General features: G+C 68.2%; 16 protein-coding genes. 10 read left to right on the top strand and 6 right to left on the bottom strand.

Annotation, left to right across the window (positions count from 1 at the left end; genetic code table 11):
- Position 1 precedes the first annotated feature (1 nt).
- From NY1_RS12295 to kdpF, 4 genes are read right to left on the bottom strand one after another with little or no spacing between them, the layout of a single operon-like run.
- Complete coding sequence (locus tag NY1_RS12295; RefSeq protein WP_067711262.1) at positions 2-883, bottom strand: potassium-transporting ATPase subunit C; 882 nt, start codon at positions 881-883, stop codon at positions 2-4.
- 1 nt (position 884) lies between these two features.
- Positions 885-3,026, bottom strand: a complete 2,142-nt coding sequence (kdpB, locus tag NY1_RS12290) for a potassium-transporting ATPase subunit KdpB (RefSeq protein WP_067711260.1) — start codon at positions 3,024-3,026, stop codon at positions 885-887.
- A 1-nt stretch (position 3,027) separates the two neighbouring features.
- Complete coding sequence (kdpA, locus tag NY1_RS12285) at positions 3,028-4,698, bottom strand: potassium-transporting ATPase subunit KdpA (RefSeq protein ID WP_067711257.1); 1,671 nt, start codon at positions 4,696-4,698, stop codon at positions 3,028-3,030.
- Entirely contained in the window at positions 4,699-4,785 is an 87-nt protein-coding gene (gene kdpF / locus NY1_RS44500; RefSeq protein WP_267888410.1) for a K(+)-transporting ATPase subunit F, read from the bottom strand.
- Positions 4,786-5,164: 379 nt separating this feature from the next.
- Here kdpF and NY1_RS42785 point away from each other — a divergent pair, with 379 nt between their 5' ends.
- The 3 genes from NY1_RS42785 to NY1_RS12270 are packed head-to-tail and all read left to right on the top strand — an operon-like array spanning position 5,165 to position 8,507.
- Positions 5,165-5,317: a hypothetical protein gene (locus NY1_RS42785; protein ID WP_157762165.1), complete on the top strand. Its 153-nt coding sequence runs from the start codon at positions 5,165-5,167 to the stop codon at positions 5,315-5,317.
- Positions 5,314-7,809 carry an ATP-binding protein gene (locus NY1_RS12275; protein WP_067711255.1) on the top strand — a complete coding sequence of 832 codons (2,496 nt, stop codon included), beginning with the start codon at positions 5,314-5,316 and terminating at the stop codon, positions 7,807-7,809. Before NY1_RS42785 ends, NY1_RS12275 begins: the two co-directional genes overlap by 4 nt.
- Positions 7,806-8,507 (top strand): response regulator, encoded by a 702-nt coding sequence (locus NY1_RS12270; protein WP_305778644.1) that lies wholly within the window; start codon positions 7,806-7,808, stop codon positions 8,505-8,507. Before NY1_RS12275 ends, NY1_RS12270 begins: the two co-directional genes overlap by 4 nt.
- A gap of 5 nt (positions 8,508-8,512) precedes the next feature.
- Here NY1_RS12270 and NY1_RS12265 read toward each other — a convergent pair whose 3' ends face one another.
- Both NY1_RS12265 and NY1_RS12260 read right to left on the bottom strand, forming a co-directional pair.
- A complete protein-coding gene (locus NY1_RS12265; RefSeq protein WP_067711253.1) occupies positions 8,513-9,706 on the bottom strand; it encodes a cytochrome P450 in 1,194 nt (397 codons plus the stop codon).
- Positions 9,707-9,843: 137 nt separating this feature from the next.
- Positions 9,844-10,281 (bottom strand): MarR family winged helix-turn-helix transcriptional regulator, encoded by a 438-nt coding sequence (locus NY1_RS12260; protein WP_067711251.1) that lies wholly within the window; start codon positions 10,279-10,281, stop codon positions 9,844-9,846.
- Positions 10,282-10,356: 75 nt separating this feature from the next.
- Here NY1_RS12260 and NY1_RS12255 point away from each other — a divergent pair, with 75 nt between their 5' ends.
- The 7 genes from NY1_RS12255 to NY1_RS12225 all read left to right on the top strand — a co-directional run bounded on the left by NY1_RS12255 (position 10,357) and on the right by NY1_RS12225 (position 15,572).
- Positions 10,357-11,016 (top strand): mycothiol-dependent nitroreductase Rv2466c family protein, encoded by a 660-nt coding sequence (locus tag NY1_RS12255; protein ID WP_067711249.1) that lies wholly within the window; start codon positions 10,357-10,359, stop codon positions 11,014-11,016.
- A gap of 20 nt (positions 11,017-11,036) precedes the next feature.
- Positions 11,037-11,705: a maleylpyruvate isomerase family mycothiol-dependent enzyme gene (locus tag NY1_RS12250; RefSeq protein WP_067711248.1), complete on the top strand. Its 669-nt coding sequence runs from the start codon at positions 11,037-11,039 to the stop codon at positions 11,703-11,705.
- A gap of 120 nt (positions 11,706-11,825) precedes the next feature.
- Positions 11,826-12,491 (top strand): HAD family hydrolase, encoded by a 666-nt coding sequence (locus tag NY1_RS12245; protein ID WP_067711246.1) that lies wholly within the window; start codon positions 11,826-11,828, stop codon positions 12,489-12,491.
- A 233-nt stretch (positions 12,492-12,724) separates the two neighbouring features.
- Positions 12,725-13,189, top strand: coding sequence for an OsmC family protein (locus NY1_RS12240; RefSeq protein WP_067711245.1), 465 nt, complete (start codon positions 12,725-12,727; stop codon positions 13,187-13,189).
- Entirely contained in the window at positions 13,186-13,467 is a 282-nt protein-coding gene (locus NY1_RS12235; protein ID WP_067711244.1) for an acylphosphatase, read from the top strand. The genes NY1_RS12240 and NY1_RS12235 overlap by 4 nt, the downstream gene beginning before the upstream one ends.
- Before the next feature lie 27 nt (positions 13,468-13,494).
- Positions 13,495-14,406, top strand: a complete 912-nt coding sequence (locus NY1_RS44495) for a hypothetical protein (RefSeq protein WP_233434299.1) — start codon at positions 13,495-13,497, stop codon at positions 14,404-14,406.
- Positions 14,406-15,572: a glutathionylspermidine synthase family protein gene (locus NY1_RS12225; protein ID WP_067711242.1), complete on the top strand. Its 1,167-nt coding sequence runs from the start codon at positions 14,406-14,408 to the stop codon at positions 15,570-15,572. Before NY1_RS44495 ends, NY1_RS12225 begins: the two co-directional genes overlap by 1 nt.
- Positions 15,573-15,599: the final 27 nt, after the last annotated feature.

Below are 15,599 nucleotides of genomic sequence, written 5' to 3'. Positions count from 1 at the left end.
CTCAGCCCTGGACCGGGAACTTGCCGTCCAGATCGAGGTTCAGTTCGACCACATTGACCCGGGGCTGTCCGAAGAAGCCGAGATCGCGGCCGTAGCTGTGCGCGTCGACCAGCGCGCGCACCTGGTCCTCGGAGATATGACGGGCCTTGGCGACGCGGGCGATCTGGATATCCGCGTACTCCGGGGAGATGTTCGGATCCAGGCCGCTGCCGCTGGCGGTCACCGCGTCGGCGGGCACGGCCGAGACGGCCGGCGCGTCACCGCGGATCGGCACGATACGGCCCAGCGAGTAGTCCTCGCCCTCCGCCGCGCATTCGACCTTCACGCCCTTGTACTCGGGAATGAACGGGGTCGTGGTCACCGAGCAGAACTCGTTGACGCTCACCACCTTCGCCGGACGCTCGACCTCGCCGTCGGCCGCGCGCGGGCCGATGACCGACAGCACCGCGCCCACTCCGCCGGGGGTGCAGAACGGCCGGCCGCCGTCCACGCCCTCGAGCTCGCCGATGGCCTTGCTGCGGGCGCACACGGTGGTCAGCAGCGCGGTCTTGCCGGGTGCGCTGTCCACCAAGGACTCCGGGCCGAGATTGCTCGCACCGGAAGCCGTCGGGTCGTAACCGCCGCTGCCCGCCGCCGACGGCCGGCTCTGGAAGTACCGCGTCAGCGCCTTGCCGTCGGCGTCGGTGAACGACTGCCCGATCAGGCTGGACCCGACGACCTTGCCGTCCCGCTCGATGAGCGAACCGTCCGCCTTGTCCTTCAGTCCCGGCAGCTGCGCCACCGCGAAAACCGCCACCGGATAGACGATTCCGGTGATCACCGTGAGCACCAGCAGCGCGCGCAGGGCGGCCACGTGTTGCCTGATCCAAGTTGACATGCGCATTTCAGGACATCCCGGGGAGGAATTGGACGACGAGGTCGATCAGCTTGATGCCGATGAACGGGGCGATGATGCCGCCCACGCCGTACACGGACAGGTTGCGGCTCAACAGCTTCGACGCCGCCGCCGGCTTGTAGGCCACACCGCGCAGCGCCAGCGGAATCAGCGCCACGATGACCAGGGCGTTGAAGATGACCGCGGACAGAATCGCCGACTGCGGGCTGTGCAGCCGCATGATGTTCAGCAGATCCAGACCGGGGTACAGGGCCACGAACAGCGCCGGAATGATGGCGAAGTACTTGGCGATGTCATTGGCGATGGAGAACGTGGTCAACGCGCCACGGGTGATCAGCAACTGCTTGCCGATCTCGACGATCTCGATGAGCTTGGTCGGATCCGAATCCAGATCGACCATATTGCCCGCCTCTTTCGCGGCGGACGTGCCGGTGTTCATGGCCACGCCGACATCGGCCTGCGCGAGCGCGGGCGCGTCATTGGTGCCGTCGCCGGTCATGGCGACCAGGCGGCCGCCGGCCTGCTCCTTCTTGATCAGCGCCAGCTTGTCCTCGGGGGTGGCCTCCGCGAGGAAGTCGTCCACGCCCGCCTCGTCGGCGATCGCCTTGGCGGTCAAGGGATTGTCGCCGGTGATCATGACGGTGCGGATGCCCATGCGGCGCATCTCGTCGAAACGCTCCCGCATGCCCTGCTTCACCACATCCTTGAGATGGATGACGCCGAGCAGCCGGGCGGTGCCGTCCTTGACCTCCGCGACCACCAGCGGGGTGCCGCCGGACGCGGAAATGCCGTCCACGGCCGCGCCGACCTCGACCGGCACCGAACCGCCCTGCGAGCGCACCCATTCGGTGACGGCGCTGGCCGCACCCTTGCGGAGCTGATGCTTGCCGGCCAGGTCCACGCCCGACATCCGGGTCTGGGCGGTGAATTCCACCCAGGTCGCGCCGGTCAGCTCGCCGGGGGTGCGCTCACGCTTGTTGTGGGCCTGCTTGGCGTACACCACGATGGAGCGGCCCTCGGGGGTCTCGTCCGCGAGGCTGGAAAGCTGTGCGGCGTCGGCCAATTCGTCGGCGCTCACGCCCGGCATCGGCACGAAGTCCGCGGCCTGGCGATTGCCCAGGGTGATGGTGCCGGTCTTGTCCAGCAGCAGCGTGTTGACGTCACCGGCGGCCTCGACCGCGCGGCCCGACATGGCCAGCACATTGCGTTGCACCAAGCGATCCATCCCGGCGATGCCGATGGCCGACAGCAGCGCGCCGATGGTCGTCGGGATCAGGCAGACCAGCAGGGACACCATCACGATGCCGCTGATGCCGTCGTTGGTGAGCGAAATGCTGTCCGGCACACCGGGCAGGCTCACCTTGGAGTAGATGGCGAGCGGCTGCAAGGTGACCACCGCGAACACGAAGATGATGGTCAGCGCGGCCAGCAGGATGTTCAGCGCGATCTCGTTCGGCGTCTTCTGCCGCGAGGCGCCCTCGACCAGCGCGATCATCTTGTCGATGAACGAGCCGCCCGGTTCCTGGGTGATCCGCACCACGACCCGGTCCGACAGCACCGTGGTGCCGCCGGTGACCGCGGAACGGTCGCCGCCGGATTCGCGGATCACCGGCGCGGATTCACCGGTGATGGCCGATTCGTCCACGGACGCGATGCCTTCCACGACATCGCCGTCACCCGGAATGACCTGCCCGGCCTCGACCACGACATAGTCGCCGCGCTGCAGATCCGGTGCGGCCACGCTCTGCTCGACCACCCGCGCGCCCGGCGACCAGTCCACCAGTTTGCGGGCGACGGTATCGGTCTTGGCCTTGCGCAGGGTATCGGCCTGCGCCTTGCCCCGGCCCTCGGCCACGGCTTCGGCGAGATTGGCGAAAAGCACGGTGGCCCAAAGCCATACGACGATCGCCCAGCCGAAAAAGCTCGGATCGGCGACGGCCAGGATGGTCGACCAGACCGCGCCGAGTTCCACGATCAGCATGACCGGATTGCGCCACAGCGAGCGCGGGTCCAGCTTCTTGAAGGCGTCCGGCAGCGATTTCAGCAGCAGCTGCGGGTCGAACAGGCCGCTCGATACCCGCCCCTGCACCGGCGCTTCCGGCGCCGCGTTTTCCATGGTGGGAGCAGACATTTCAGTGAATTCCTTCGGCGAGCGGCCCGAGCGCCAGCGCGGGCAGGAAGGTCAGGGCGACCAGGATGACGGTCACGCCGACGACCATGCCGACGAACTGCGGGCGATGGGTCGGGAGCGTGCCGATCGACTCCGGAGTACTGCCCTGCTGGGCGAGCGAACCGGCCAATGCGAGCACGAAGATGATCGGCAGGAAACGGCCGAACAGCATGGCCAGGCCGAGCGCGGTGTTGTACCACTCGGTATTGCCGGTCAGACCGGCGAAGGCCGAGCCGTTGTTGTTGGCGGCGGAAGTGAAGGCGTACAACACTTCCGACAGGCCGTGCGGGCCGCTGTTCAGCATGCCCGCGCGCTGCCCCGGCATGGCCATGGCGGTCGCGGTGCCGATCAGCACCACCAGCGGCGAGATCAGGAAGTAGGACGCCGCGAGCTTGATCTCGCGCGGCGTGATCTTCTTGCCCAGGTACTCCGGCGTGCGGCCGACCATCAGGCCCGCCACGAAGACGGTGATGACCGCGAGGATCAGCATGCCGTAGAGACCGGATCCGGTGCCGCCCGGCGCGACCTCGCCCAGCTGCATATTGAACATGGTCATCATGCCGCCGAGGCTGGTGTACGAGTCGTGGAAGGAATCCACCGCACCGGTCGAGGTCAGCGTGGTCGCGGTCGCGAAGGTCGCCGAATTCGATACGCCGAAGCGGGTTTCCACGCCCTCCATGGACGCGCCGATGGCGGTCGGCACCGTGCCGTGGTGCTGCAACTGGAACAGATTGGTCAGCATCAGGCTGAGAATCGCCAGCACGCCCATTACCGACACGATGGCGTAGCCCTGCTTCTTCGAACCGACCATGCGGCCGAAGGTGCGCGGCAGCGAGAACGAGATCACCAGCAGCAGGAAGATCTCGATCCAGTTGGTCCAGGTGGTCGGGTTCTCGAACGGGTGCGCGGAGTTGGCGTTGTAGAAGCCGCCGCCATTGGTGCCGAGTTCCTTGATGACCTCCTGGCTGGCCACCGGCCCGCCCGGAATGGTCTGCTGCGCACCGGCGACCGTCTCGGCGACCTGGCTGTGCAGCTGGAAGTTCTGGATGGCGCCGCCCGCGACCAGCACGATGGCCGACACGAAGGCGATCGGCAGCAGGATGCGGATGGATCCCCTCACCAGATCCACCCAGAAATTGCCCAGATCACCGGTGTGCCGGCGCGCGAACCCGCGCACCAGGGCCACCGCCACCGCGATGCCCACCGCCGCGGACACGAAGTTCTGCACCGCGAGCCCGGCCATCTGCACCAGGTGACCCTGGGTCGATTCACCGGAGTAGTTCTGCCAGTTCGTGTTCGTCACGAAGCTGACCGCGGTGTTCCAGGCCAGCGCCGGGGTCATCTCGGTCGCCGGATCGTTCAGGTGCAGCGGCAGTTTGCCCTGAATCAGCTGGAAGAAGAAAAGGAACAGGATGCTGACCGCCGAGAAGGCCAGCACGCTGCGGGCGTACACCGCCCAGGTCATCTCCACGCCCGGCTTCACACCGATCACGCGATAGATGACGCGCTCGGCGCGCGAATGCTTCTCGCTGCTGTAGACGCGGTACATGTAATCGCCGAGCGGCACATGCACCACGGCCAGCGCGATGATCAGGGCCGCCGCGAAGACGATCCCCGCTGTAGTCGTGCTCACTCAGAACCTCTCCGGGAACAACAGCGCCGCAATCAGATAGACGGCGACGCCAACGGCCAGCACCAGACCGATAACGTTCTGCGTCACAACCGCTCCACCCCGCGCTGGATCAAGCCGAGCAGGGCGAAGAGCGCCACCGTCAGCACCGTGAACACCACGACGGACATTTCGAAACCTCTCTACTTCGGTGCCGCATCGCAAGATGCGCCGGAGCGAGTCAAGCGCCCGATCGGGCCGATTCCGAGGTTCTTTACGGCTTCTTAGCGTTGCGCACGACCGCCTTGACACTCCGCTTACGAGATTTCCCGGAGCGTCGCTGCGATCTCGTCAAGGACGCCCGGCTCTCCGTAAAGAAACCGTCAGGACCGGGCGCTCCCGTCTTTACGGCGGTAGACAGAACAGGCCCGGACGCGCGCACCGACTCGCCTGCCCGGGCCCCACTACCGGTGCGAACAAGGAGAAGGCCGTGCCCGACTTAGCGGTCACATTGATGGTGATTGTCGGCTTCGTGGCTGCCGCGCTGTTGCTGCGCGCGCTGTCCGCCGCCGAGGCGAATCGTGACCGCGCCCGCGCGGCCGAGCCCGGCTTCCGCGCGCTACCCGCGATGATGGACGAGTGAAACGCGGCCAACTACGCATCTATCTGGGCGCTGCCCCCGGTGTGGGCAAGACGTTCTCGATGCTCTCGGAGGCACACCGGCGGCTCGAACGCGGACGCGATGTGGTCGCGGCCGTGGTCGAGACGCACGGGCGGGCCAAGACCGCGGAAATGCTGGGCGGGATCGAGCGGATTCCGCCGAAGCTGGTGGAGTATCGCGGGACCACCATGCCCGAACTGGATGTGGACGCGGTGCTGCGGCGGCGGCCGGCGGTGGTGCTGGTGGATGAGCTGGCGCACACCAATGTGCCCGGGGGTAGGCACGAGAAGCGCTGGCAGGATGTGCACGACATCCTGGACGCGGGCATCGACGTGATCTCCACGGTGAACGTGCAGCACCTGGAGAGCTTGAACGATGTGGTGCAGCAGATCACGGGTGTGGTGCAGCGGGAAACCGTGCCGGACTGGGTGGTTCGCGAAGCCGATCAGGTCGAGCTGGTGGACATCACGCCGGAAGCGTTGCGGCGCAGGCTTTCCCACGGCAACGTGTATGCCGCCGACCGGGCGGACGCGGCGCTGCGCAATTACTTCCGGCCCGGGAATCTGACCGCGCTGCGCGAGCTGGCGCTGTTGTGGCTGGCCGATCAGGTCGATGCCGCGCTCGCCAAATACCGTGCCGACCACAAGATCACCGATACCTGGGAGGCCCGGGAACGGGTCGTGGTGGCGGTGACCGGCGGGCCGGAATCGGAGACCATCGTGCGGCGGGCTAGCCGGATCGCGGCCAAGTCCAGCGCGGAACTCATCGTGGTGCACGTGGTGCGCGGGGACGGGCTGGCCGGGGTGTCGGCGCAGCGGCTGGCCCGGCTGCGCGATCTGGCCACCGGCCTGGACGCCAGCCTGCATACTGTCACCGGTGACGACGTGCCCACGGCGCTATTGGATTTCGCGCGCCAGGTGAACGCCACCCAGCTGGTGCTCGGCACCTCGCGGCGCTCCCGCTGGGCGCGCGTGCTCGACGAGGGCATCGGCGCGGCGGTGGTGCAGGAGTCGGGGAAGATCGACGTGCACATGGTCACCCACGAGGAATCCAATCCCGGCTTCCGCTGGTCCTCCCTCGCCCCGCGCGAACGCCTGCTCGGCTCCTGGCTCGCCGCCCTGGTGGTGCCGTCCGCGATCTGCGGGGTGCTGCTGTGGCTGGATCGCTGGCTGGACCTGGGCGGCGAGAGCGCGGTGTTCTTCATCGGCGTCATCTGCGTCTCGCTGCTCGGCGGCGTGGCGCCGGCCGCACTGTCCGCGCTGCTCTCCGGCATCCTGCTGAACTGGTACTTCACCGCGCCGCGGCACAGCCTCACCATCGCCGAACTCGACAACTTCATGACCATCGTGGTGCTGCTGGTGGTGGCCGTCGCGGTGGCGGCGCTGGTGGATGTGGCCGCCAAGCGAACCCGCGAGGCGCGCAAGGCATCCCGGCAGGCCGAACTGCTCACCCTGTTCGCGGGCGCGGTCCTGCACGGCGCGGACCTGCCCGCGCTGCTGGAGCGGGCGCGCGAGACCTACAACCAGACCTCGGTCAGCCTGATCACCGACCACGAGGTGATCGCCTCCGTCGGCGACCGGCCGGCGACCCAGGTGTGCGATGCCGAGACCGCGCTGGAAGCCGGTGACGATATGCACTGGCTGCTGCTGTGCGGCCATCCCCTCACCGCCGCCGACCGGCTGGTGCTCGGCGCGGTGGCGAATCAGGCCGCGGGCATGGTGCATCAGCAGCGTCTGCGCGCGGAAGCCAGTGCGGCGCAGGCGGTCCTGGAGGCCGACAAGCTGCGCCGCGCCCTGTTGTCGGCGGTCAGCCACGACCTGCGCACGCCCCTGGCCGCCGCCAAGGCCGCCGTGTCCAGCCTGCGCAGCGACGATGTCGAGTTCTCGCCCGAGGACACCGCCGAACTGCTGGAGACCATCGAGGAATCGGTGGATCAGCTGACCGCGCTGGTCGGCAACCTGCTCGATTCCTCCCGGCTGGCGGTGGGCGTCATCCAGCCGCAGATGCGGCGGGTCTACCTGGACGAGGTGGTGCATCACGCGCTGATGAGCATGGGCACCCGCGGGTTGCGGCGCAGCGCCATGGACCGGGTGAAGGTCGATGTGGACGCGGTCTCGGTGACCGCTGATCCGGGCCTGCTGGAGCGGGTGCTGGCCAACCTCATCGACAATGCGATTCGCTACTCCCCCAGCGAATCCACCGTCCGGGTGGCGGCCGAGAACACCGGCAAGCGCGTGGCCGTCACCGTGGTCGACACCGGTCCGGGCGTGCCGACCGGCCTGGAGGACCAGCTCTTCGAACCGTTCCAGCGGCTCGGCGATCGCGACAATTCCACCGGTGTCGGCCTCGGGCTGTCGGTGGTCCGCGGTTTCGTGGATGCCATGGGCGGCACCGTGCACGCCGAACCCACCCCCGGCGGTGGCCTGACAATGGTCATCGACCTACCGGCCGGCAACGAACAGGAGTCCGAGTGAGCAATCCGGCGGCAGCGCCGATCAAAGTCCTGGTCGTCGATGACGAACCACAGATTCTGCGCGCCCTGCGGATCAATCTGTCGGTCCGCGGCTACGAGGTGACCACCGCCGCCAATGGCGCGGCCGCCCTGCGCGCCGCCGCCGAGAAGCACCCGGACGTGGTGGTGCTCGATCTCGGCCTGCCCGATATGGACGGCATCGAGGTGCTGGCGGGCCTGCGCGGCTGGACCACCACCCCCGTGATCGTGCTGTCCGCCCGCACCGACTCCTCGGACAAGGTCGAGGCCCTCGACGCCGGCGCCGACGACTACGTCACCAAACCCTTCGGCATGGACGAACTGCTGGCCCGCCTGCGCGCCGCCGTCCGCCGCTCGGCCACCACCACCGAGACCGCCGAACCGGTCGTCGAAACGCCGTCCTTCACAGTGGATCTCGCGGCCAAGCAGGTTACCCGGCACGGCAAGACCGTCCACCTCACCCCCACCGAATGGGGCATGCTGGAAATGCTGGTGCGCAATCGCGGCAAGCTGGTCGGCCGCCGCGAACTGCTGCGCGAGGTGTGGGGTCCGGCGTATGCCACCGAAACCCACTATCTGCGCGTCTATCTGGCCCAGCTGCGCCGCAAGCTCGAGGACGATCCCTCGAACCCGAAGCATCTGCTCACCGAGGCCGGTATGGGCTATCGCTTCCAGGCCTGAAAGCCTCAGCGGGACAGGCGGATCGGCAGGGATTTCAGGCCGTTGTTGAGGTTCGAGCGGATGCGGCGGGATTCGCCGGTCTGCTCGATATCCGGGAACAGGTTGAGCAGTTCCTCGAAGAAGATGCGGCCTTCCAGGCGGGCCAGGTGCACGCCCAGGCAGAAGTGCTGGGCCAGGCCGAAGGACAGGTGCGGATTGGGATTTCGCCGGATGTCGAAGGTCTGCGAGTCGGCGAAGACGTCCTCGTCGCGATTGGCGGAGGTGTACCACATGGCCACCTTGTCGCCGGATTTGATGGGGACGCCGTTGATTTCGGTGTCGGCGGTGGCGGTGCGCCGGAAGTAGTGCAGCGGGTTGGCGTAGCGCAGGATCTCCTCGACCGCACCGGGGATGAGGGCCGGGTGCTCGCGCAGCGCCCGCAGCTGGTCCGGATGCTGGAGCAGCAGTTCCAGGCCGGAGGAGAGCATAGTCTTGGTGGTGTCGTTGCCGGCCGTCACCAGCTGGGTGAAGAAGCTGCCGAACTCCAAGTCCGACATGGGGTTGCCGCCGAAATTGCCGGCCAGGATGAGCGAGGTGAGATCGGCGGCGGGCGGTTCGGTGCGGCGGCGCATGGCGAACTGGATGGCGTAGATGGCCATCTTGGTGACCTCGGCGGTGGCGTCGAAATCGCCGACCAGGTCCGGATCCTGCTGGCTCACCGACTGTTCCGCCCACTGCCGCAGGCTGGGCCAGTCCTCGGCCGGAATGCCGAACAGGCCGCCGACCACCTGGCTGGGCAGTACGCCGGCGATATCGTGCACGAATTCGACGTCGCCGTCGGCGGTTTCGAGCAGCGCCCGGGTGAGTTCGCGGATGCGGTCGGCCATCTCGCCGACCACGCGGGCCTTGAAATGCTCAGCGAGGGGCTTGCGGTAGTCGGTGTGGCGCGGCGGGTCCATCATGAGCAGCATGTTGCGGGTCTGCTCCAGCCGTTCCGGGGGCTGGTTCTCCAGGATGACGCCCTCGCGTTCGGCGGAGAACAGCACCGGATTGCGCGCCACGTGCGCCACATCGGCGTGTTTGAGGATCGCCCAGTAGCCGGGTTCGCCGGGCATGTCCTGCCAGTACACCGGCTGGGTGCTCCGCAGTTCGGTGAAGATCTCGTGGATCGGACCGTCGACATACAGCTGCGGATCGTAGATGTCCTTGACCGTGCTCACGGCCCACCTCGGTATTCACTTGCGCGTGTTCGTCTGCCGAATCCGACGCTAGAGACCGGTCGTGGTTCGCGCGGGGGTTCGGGCGAACCGTCTCAGTGAATGGACACCGCGTCAGTGAGTAGACATGGCGGACAGCGTCATAGGTACGGGTCGGCGATCTCCCGCAGCCGGGTCAGGGCTTCGCGCAACTGCCCCATGCGTTTCGGGCCCAGGTGCGCGGCCCATTCGTCCTGGATCGAGGCGGCGATGCGGTTCGAGAAATCGGCCATGGCCTGGCCGCGCGCGCTGAGCTTGACCAGGCGGGCGCGGCCGTCGGTGGGGTCGGGCACGCGCTCCACATAACCGGCCCGCTCCATCTGATCGACCAGGAAGCCCGCGGTCTGCTTGGTGATGCGCGCGCGCTCGGCGAGCTCGGTCAGCCGGGTGCCGTCCGGATCGATCTGCGCGGCCAGCCGGCCCTGCGCGAGGGTGATGTCGCCGTGCCCGGATTCGGCCAGGGCATCGAAGATCCGGGTCTCCATGGACCGGTGGGCGATCATCATCAGCAGGCCCACGTTCATCTCATCGGCGGCCATTCCACTCCTTGACGATAGTCAGACTCTCTGACTATATTAGTCAGACACGCTGACTAATCCTACGGGAGGCACCCGATGTCGGCACCCACCAAATGCCCCGTCGAACTCTTCGTCGACCCGGCCTGCCCCTACACCTGGATCGCCTATCGCTGGCTCGGTGAAGTCGCCCGGCAGCGGCCCCTCGAACTCCGGCTGCGGCTGATGAGCCTGGCGCGCTTGAACCGAGGCCGCGAACTACCCCGTGACCAGCACCGGCAGATCCGCCGGGCCACCGACGTCACCCGCATCGCCGCCGCGGTCGATCAGCTCTACGGTGCGGAGTCGCTGCGCGACTTCTACAGCGCCACCGCGGGATTCCTGTTCACCCCGGAGCACACCGATGTGGTGCTGCGCGGGCGCGCCGACCCGCGACCGTGGTCGGAACTGCTCGACAAGGCCGTCGCCGCCGGGCTTTTCGAAGCCGGACTGCCCGCCGCCCTCACCGCCGCGAGCCGCACCGACCGCTACGACCCGGGACTGCACGCCAGCCACGACGCGGCCATCGCCGCGGTCGGGACCGATGTGGGCACACCCGTGCTGTGCATCGACGGGCACGCCTGCTTCGGGCCGGTGCTCGCCTCGGTGCCGCGCGGAGCCGCCGCGCTGGCGCTGTTCGACTCCGTGCGCACCCTGTCCGCCTATCCGGACTTCTTCGAGCTCAAGCGAACTCGGCGTCCGGTGCTCGACTTCCATTGACTTCCCCGGAGGTAACCGTCATGGACCGCGAAACAAGCTGGCAGGTGATAGCACAGCAGCGGCTCGCCATCGCCGACCTGCTCGACACCCTCACGCCCGAGGAGTGGGAGACGCCGTCGCTGTGCGGGGGCTGGACGGTGCGCACGGTCGCCGCCCACGTCGCCGGAACGCCCATCGCGCCGCCGCTGATCGCGCTGGTGCCGTTCATGATCCGGGCACGCGGCAACTACAACCGCCTGGTCGACATCCTGACCCAGCATTTCGCCGAACAACCCGGGTTCGACCCGGCAGCGCTACTGCGCGAGCACGCGGCGTCACGAAAACTGCCGAAGCTCACCAACTATCGCAATATCGTGATGGACACCATCGTGCACGGACAAGACATCGCCATCCCCCTCGGCCGCACCCTGCCCGTCACCCCCGAGGCCGCAGCCGCCGGCGCCGACCGTGCCGTGGAAGTGGCACTCCCACTCTGGAAACGCCACCGACTCGACGGCCTGCGCCTGGTCGCCACCGACACCGAGTGGACCCACGGCACCGGCGCGGAAATCCGCGGCCCGATGCTCGCCCTGCTGCTCCTGATCACCTGCCGCCCAGCCGGATTCGATGGGGTGACCGGACCCGGCACAGAAATCCTGGCCGCACGACTGCGCCCCGCGCCCACGCGCTCCGACTCACCGCCTCGCTGACTCGCTGAGAGCGCGGCCGGCCGGTCCGATGACTCCCGGAGGGGTGGCGTCATCGGACCGGCCAGTGCGTAGGCCGGGTCGCCGGGCTCCGTGCGCAGGCTATCGGCGACGATGGGACCTATGCCCGTAGCAGCCATCGTCTTCGATATGGACGGCGTACTCATCGACACCGAACCGATCTGGGAGGAGGTGCGGCGCGGTTACATCGACGAGCTCGGTGGCCGCTGGCTGTCCGACACCCAGGACCGCCTGATGGGCATGAGCACCGCTGAATGGGCCGAGTACCTCAGCGCCGATCTGCTCGACGGCAAGCGCACCCCCGACCAGGTGGCCGACGACGTCATCACCCGCATGGCCGCCCGCTACGCGGACCACCTCCCCCTCATGCCCGACGCCGCCGACACGGTCCGCCGCCTCGGCGCGGCCTATCCCCTCGGCCTGGCCAGCTCCTCCCCGCGCCGCCTCATCGATGTCGTCCTCGACCACATGGGCGTGCGAAACCTGTTCCGCACCACCGTCTCCACCGAAGAGGTCGAACGCGGCAAACCCGCCCCGGACGGCTACCTCGCCGCCGCGGCCGGTCTCGGCATCGACCCGTCCGCCTGCGTAGCGATCGAAGACTCCAGCAACGGCCTGCGCTCCGCCGCCGCGGCCGGCATGACCGTCATCGCCGTCCCTCATCCGCGCTACCCACCCGCCGCCGACGCGCTGGCCCTGGCCGCCCTCGTGGCGGACAACGGGCTGAAGTCCCTCACGCCCGAGGTCATAGCCGACCTGGTGCCCTGAGCCTGCTCTCGACCATCGCCCACCGAGCACCAGCTCTTGTCGGGTTCGGGGCGTCGGCCGCTTTCGGTGGGTGTGAGCTGGGCTACCGCCGCGGAATTCGGCCGTCGGCAAGGGCGTTCCGGTACAGGCGGCGGGGCAGCAGGTTCCGTCGCTGGTCCGGTTCGCCGGTGACGTCCGCTATGTACGGATGACCCTCGTGCCGGTCGCATCGAGCAAATGGGAGGATCGTGGCTATGTCCGAGCAGACCGCCGCACCGCAGACCGCCGCACCCGCCGTATCCGCCGAACCGGTGGAATTGTGGGCCGAGCGCACCGGGACTCGCGCCTACACCGGCCGCAACAATCGCGGCGGCGAGGTGCTCATCGCCTCGCAGGGCGTGCCGGGCGCGTTCACTCCGGGTGAGCTGCTGAAGATCGCGCTCGCGGGGTGCACCGGGCTCAGCGCCGACTTCACGCTGTCGCGCAAGCTGGGCGACAGCTTCGATGCCACCGTGCGGGTTTCCGGCGACGCCGATCGCGAGAACGAGGTGTACCCGGAGCTGAACGAGGTCCTGGAGCTGGATCTCAGCGAGCTGGACGAGGCGACCCGGGAGCGGCTGATGGTCGCGGCGCAGCGGTCCATCGACCGGGTGTGCACCGTGGGGCGGACGCTGAAGGCCGGCACCACCGTCAATCTGACCTTCAAGATCGACGAATGACGGGCGGCCCGGTGCGGCTCAGCGCCTGGGTGCACGGAACCGTCCAAGGGGTTGGTTTCCGCTGGTGGACGCGGTCGCGAGCCCTCGAACTCGGGCTCACCGGGTACGCGCGCAACCATCGCGACGGCCGGGTGCACGTGATCGCCGAAGGCGCGCGGGCGGACTGCGAATCCTTGCTCACCCTGCTACGTTCCGGGAATACTCCGGGGCGGGTGGATCTGGTTGTGGAAGACTGGGGCACCCCACAGGGCGGAATGAGCGGATTCGAGGAGCGTTAGTGCGCGGAGAGTTCAAGGAGTCGATCGTTGGCCGTTGAACGCTTCGGCGGTAAACCGGACGATCCGAACCGCCCCTCCGAAAACGGTCCCGCCGAGGACGATTCGCGCATCAGCGCCGCGGACACCGGGCCCACCGAAACCGAGCACAAGCCGCCGGAAGAGGCGACGCCGAGCGCTCCGGCACCGGCCGCGCCCGGCACGCCGCCGGCCGGCGCGCCCACCACTCCGGGCGTCGCCACACCCGGCGCCCCAGGCTTCGCCACACCGACCGAGCCGATCCCGGGCATGCCCGGCATACCGACCGCGCCGCTGCCCGGCCTGCCGACTCCCGTGCCCCCGCCCGCACCCCGGCGCGGCAGCATGTCGCGTCAGGAGGCCGGGATCACCCAGCCGCGTCCGCCCACGGTGGCCGAGGCCCGCACCCGGGACAAGGCCCGCAAGCGCGCCGAGGAGCAGGAACGCGCGGAAGCCGAAGCGGCCCAGGCCAAGAAGAAGAAACGCAAGAAGCTGCTGATCGGCGGCATCGCGGTGGTCGGCGTGGCCGGCCTGGTCGGCGGCGGCTACCTCGCCTACAGCGCGCTCACCGCGCCCGAGGTCACCGCCTACTGCACCATCATCGCCCAGAAGGGGCAGGTGGTCAGCCTCGGCAACGGCCAGACCATCACCGCCGACCACGACGATCAGGAGATCATCGTGCCGGACGACAACTGCCAGAAGGCCACGGCCTCGGGCACTTCCGGCACGTATCACGGCGGCGGCATCTACATCTTCAACGGCGGCCAGTACCGGTACTACTACGGCGGCGGCAGCAACACCGTCGGCAAGGCGCCCAGCGGCGGCACGACGGTGAAACCGAAGGGCGCGAGCATCACCACCAAGAGCGGCACCACCATCCAGCGCGGCGGGCTCGGCTCCAAGTCGAGCGGCAGCGGGTCGTAATGCGACGCATCCGCAGCACTCCCCGCGCGGGCTGGCAGCAGATCATCGAAAGCCAAGGGCTGGTGTACGGTTCGCCCGGCCGCGACGCCTCCGGGCAGCCGCGCCCGTACTGGGACGAATCGGTGCACTACGAGTTCGACATGGCCGAGATCCTGGCCCTGGAAGCCCAGGTCGAGGTGCTGCACTCGATGTGCCTGCACGCCGTCGAGCAGATCGTGGTCACCGAGCGCTTCGCCGATTTCGGTCTGCCGCAATGGAGTTGGGAACCCATCGCCAATTCCTGGAAGCGCTCCGACCCGCACGTGTACGGCCGCTTCGACCTGCGCTACGACGGCCGCGGTCCGGCGAAACTGCTGGAGTACAACGCCGATACGCCCACCTCCCTGCTGGAGGCGGCGATCGTGCAGTGGCACTGGCTGACCGACACGCACCCGGACGACGATCAGTGGAATTCGTTGCACGAGAAGCTGGTCGAACGCTGGGGCGAGATACGCGACCTGCTGCCGACGGCGGAACTGCACTTCACCTGGTCCGGCGCGGACGCCAGCGGCGAGGACAACGTCACCACCGCGTACATGCAGGAGACCGCCGCCGAAGCCGGGTTCGACACCGTCGCGCTGCCCATCGAGGAGATCGGGTTCGACACGGAGCTGGAACGTTTCGTGGATCTGGCCGAGGCGCCCATCGACTCCATCTTCAAGCTCTACCCGTGGGAATGGGTCCTCGACGACGACTTCGGCAAGCGCGTGGTCGGCTCACTGCCGCAGTCCATGTGGCTGGAACCGCTGTGGAAGACCCTGCTCTCCAACAAGGCCCTGCTCGCGGTCATGTGGGAGATGTATCCGGGACACCCCAACCTGCTGCCCACCTACCTCGACGATCCGCACGAGCTGACCGAGTACATTCGCAAGCCGAAGCTGGGCCGCGAGGGCGCGAACATGACCATTGTGGGCGCGGGCCTGGAAACCGCCACCGGCGGCGTGTACGGCGCCGAGGGCTACGTCTACCAATTGCTGGACCCGCTACCGGAATTCGACGGCATGCGGCCGGTGCTCGGCGCCTGGATCGTCGGCGACACCTCCGCCGGGCTCGGCATCCGCGAAACCGCCGGGCTCATCACCGATGACGGGGCGGCCTTCGTCCCGCACCGCATCCCGCAGTCCTGACCCCGCGACCCCCACCTACTACCAGTT

Source organism: Nocardia yamanashiensis NBRC 100130 (assembly GCF_001613325.1).
In the GTDB taxonomy this organism is placed as follows: domain Bacteria; phylum Actinomycetota; class Actinomycetes; order Mycobacteriales; family Mycobacteriaceae; genus Nocardia; species Nocardia yamanashiensis.
Note: the sequence above shows the minus strand (reverse complement) of the source record. Positions and strands in the feature narration are given on the sequence as shown.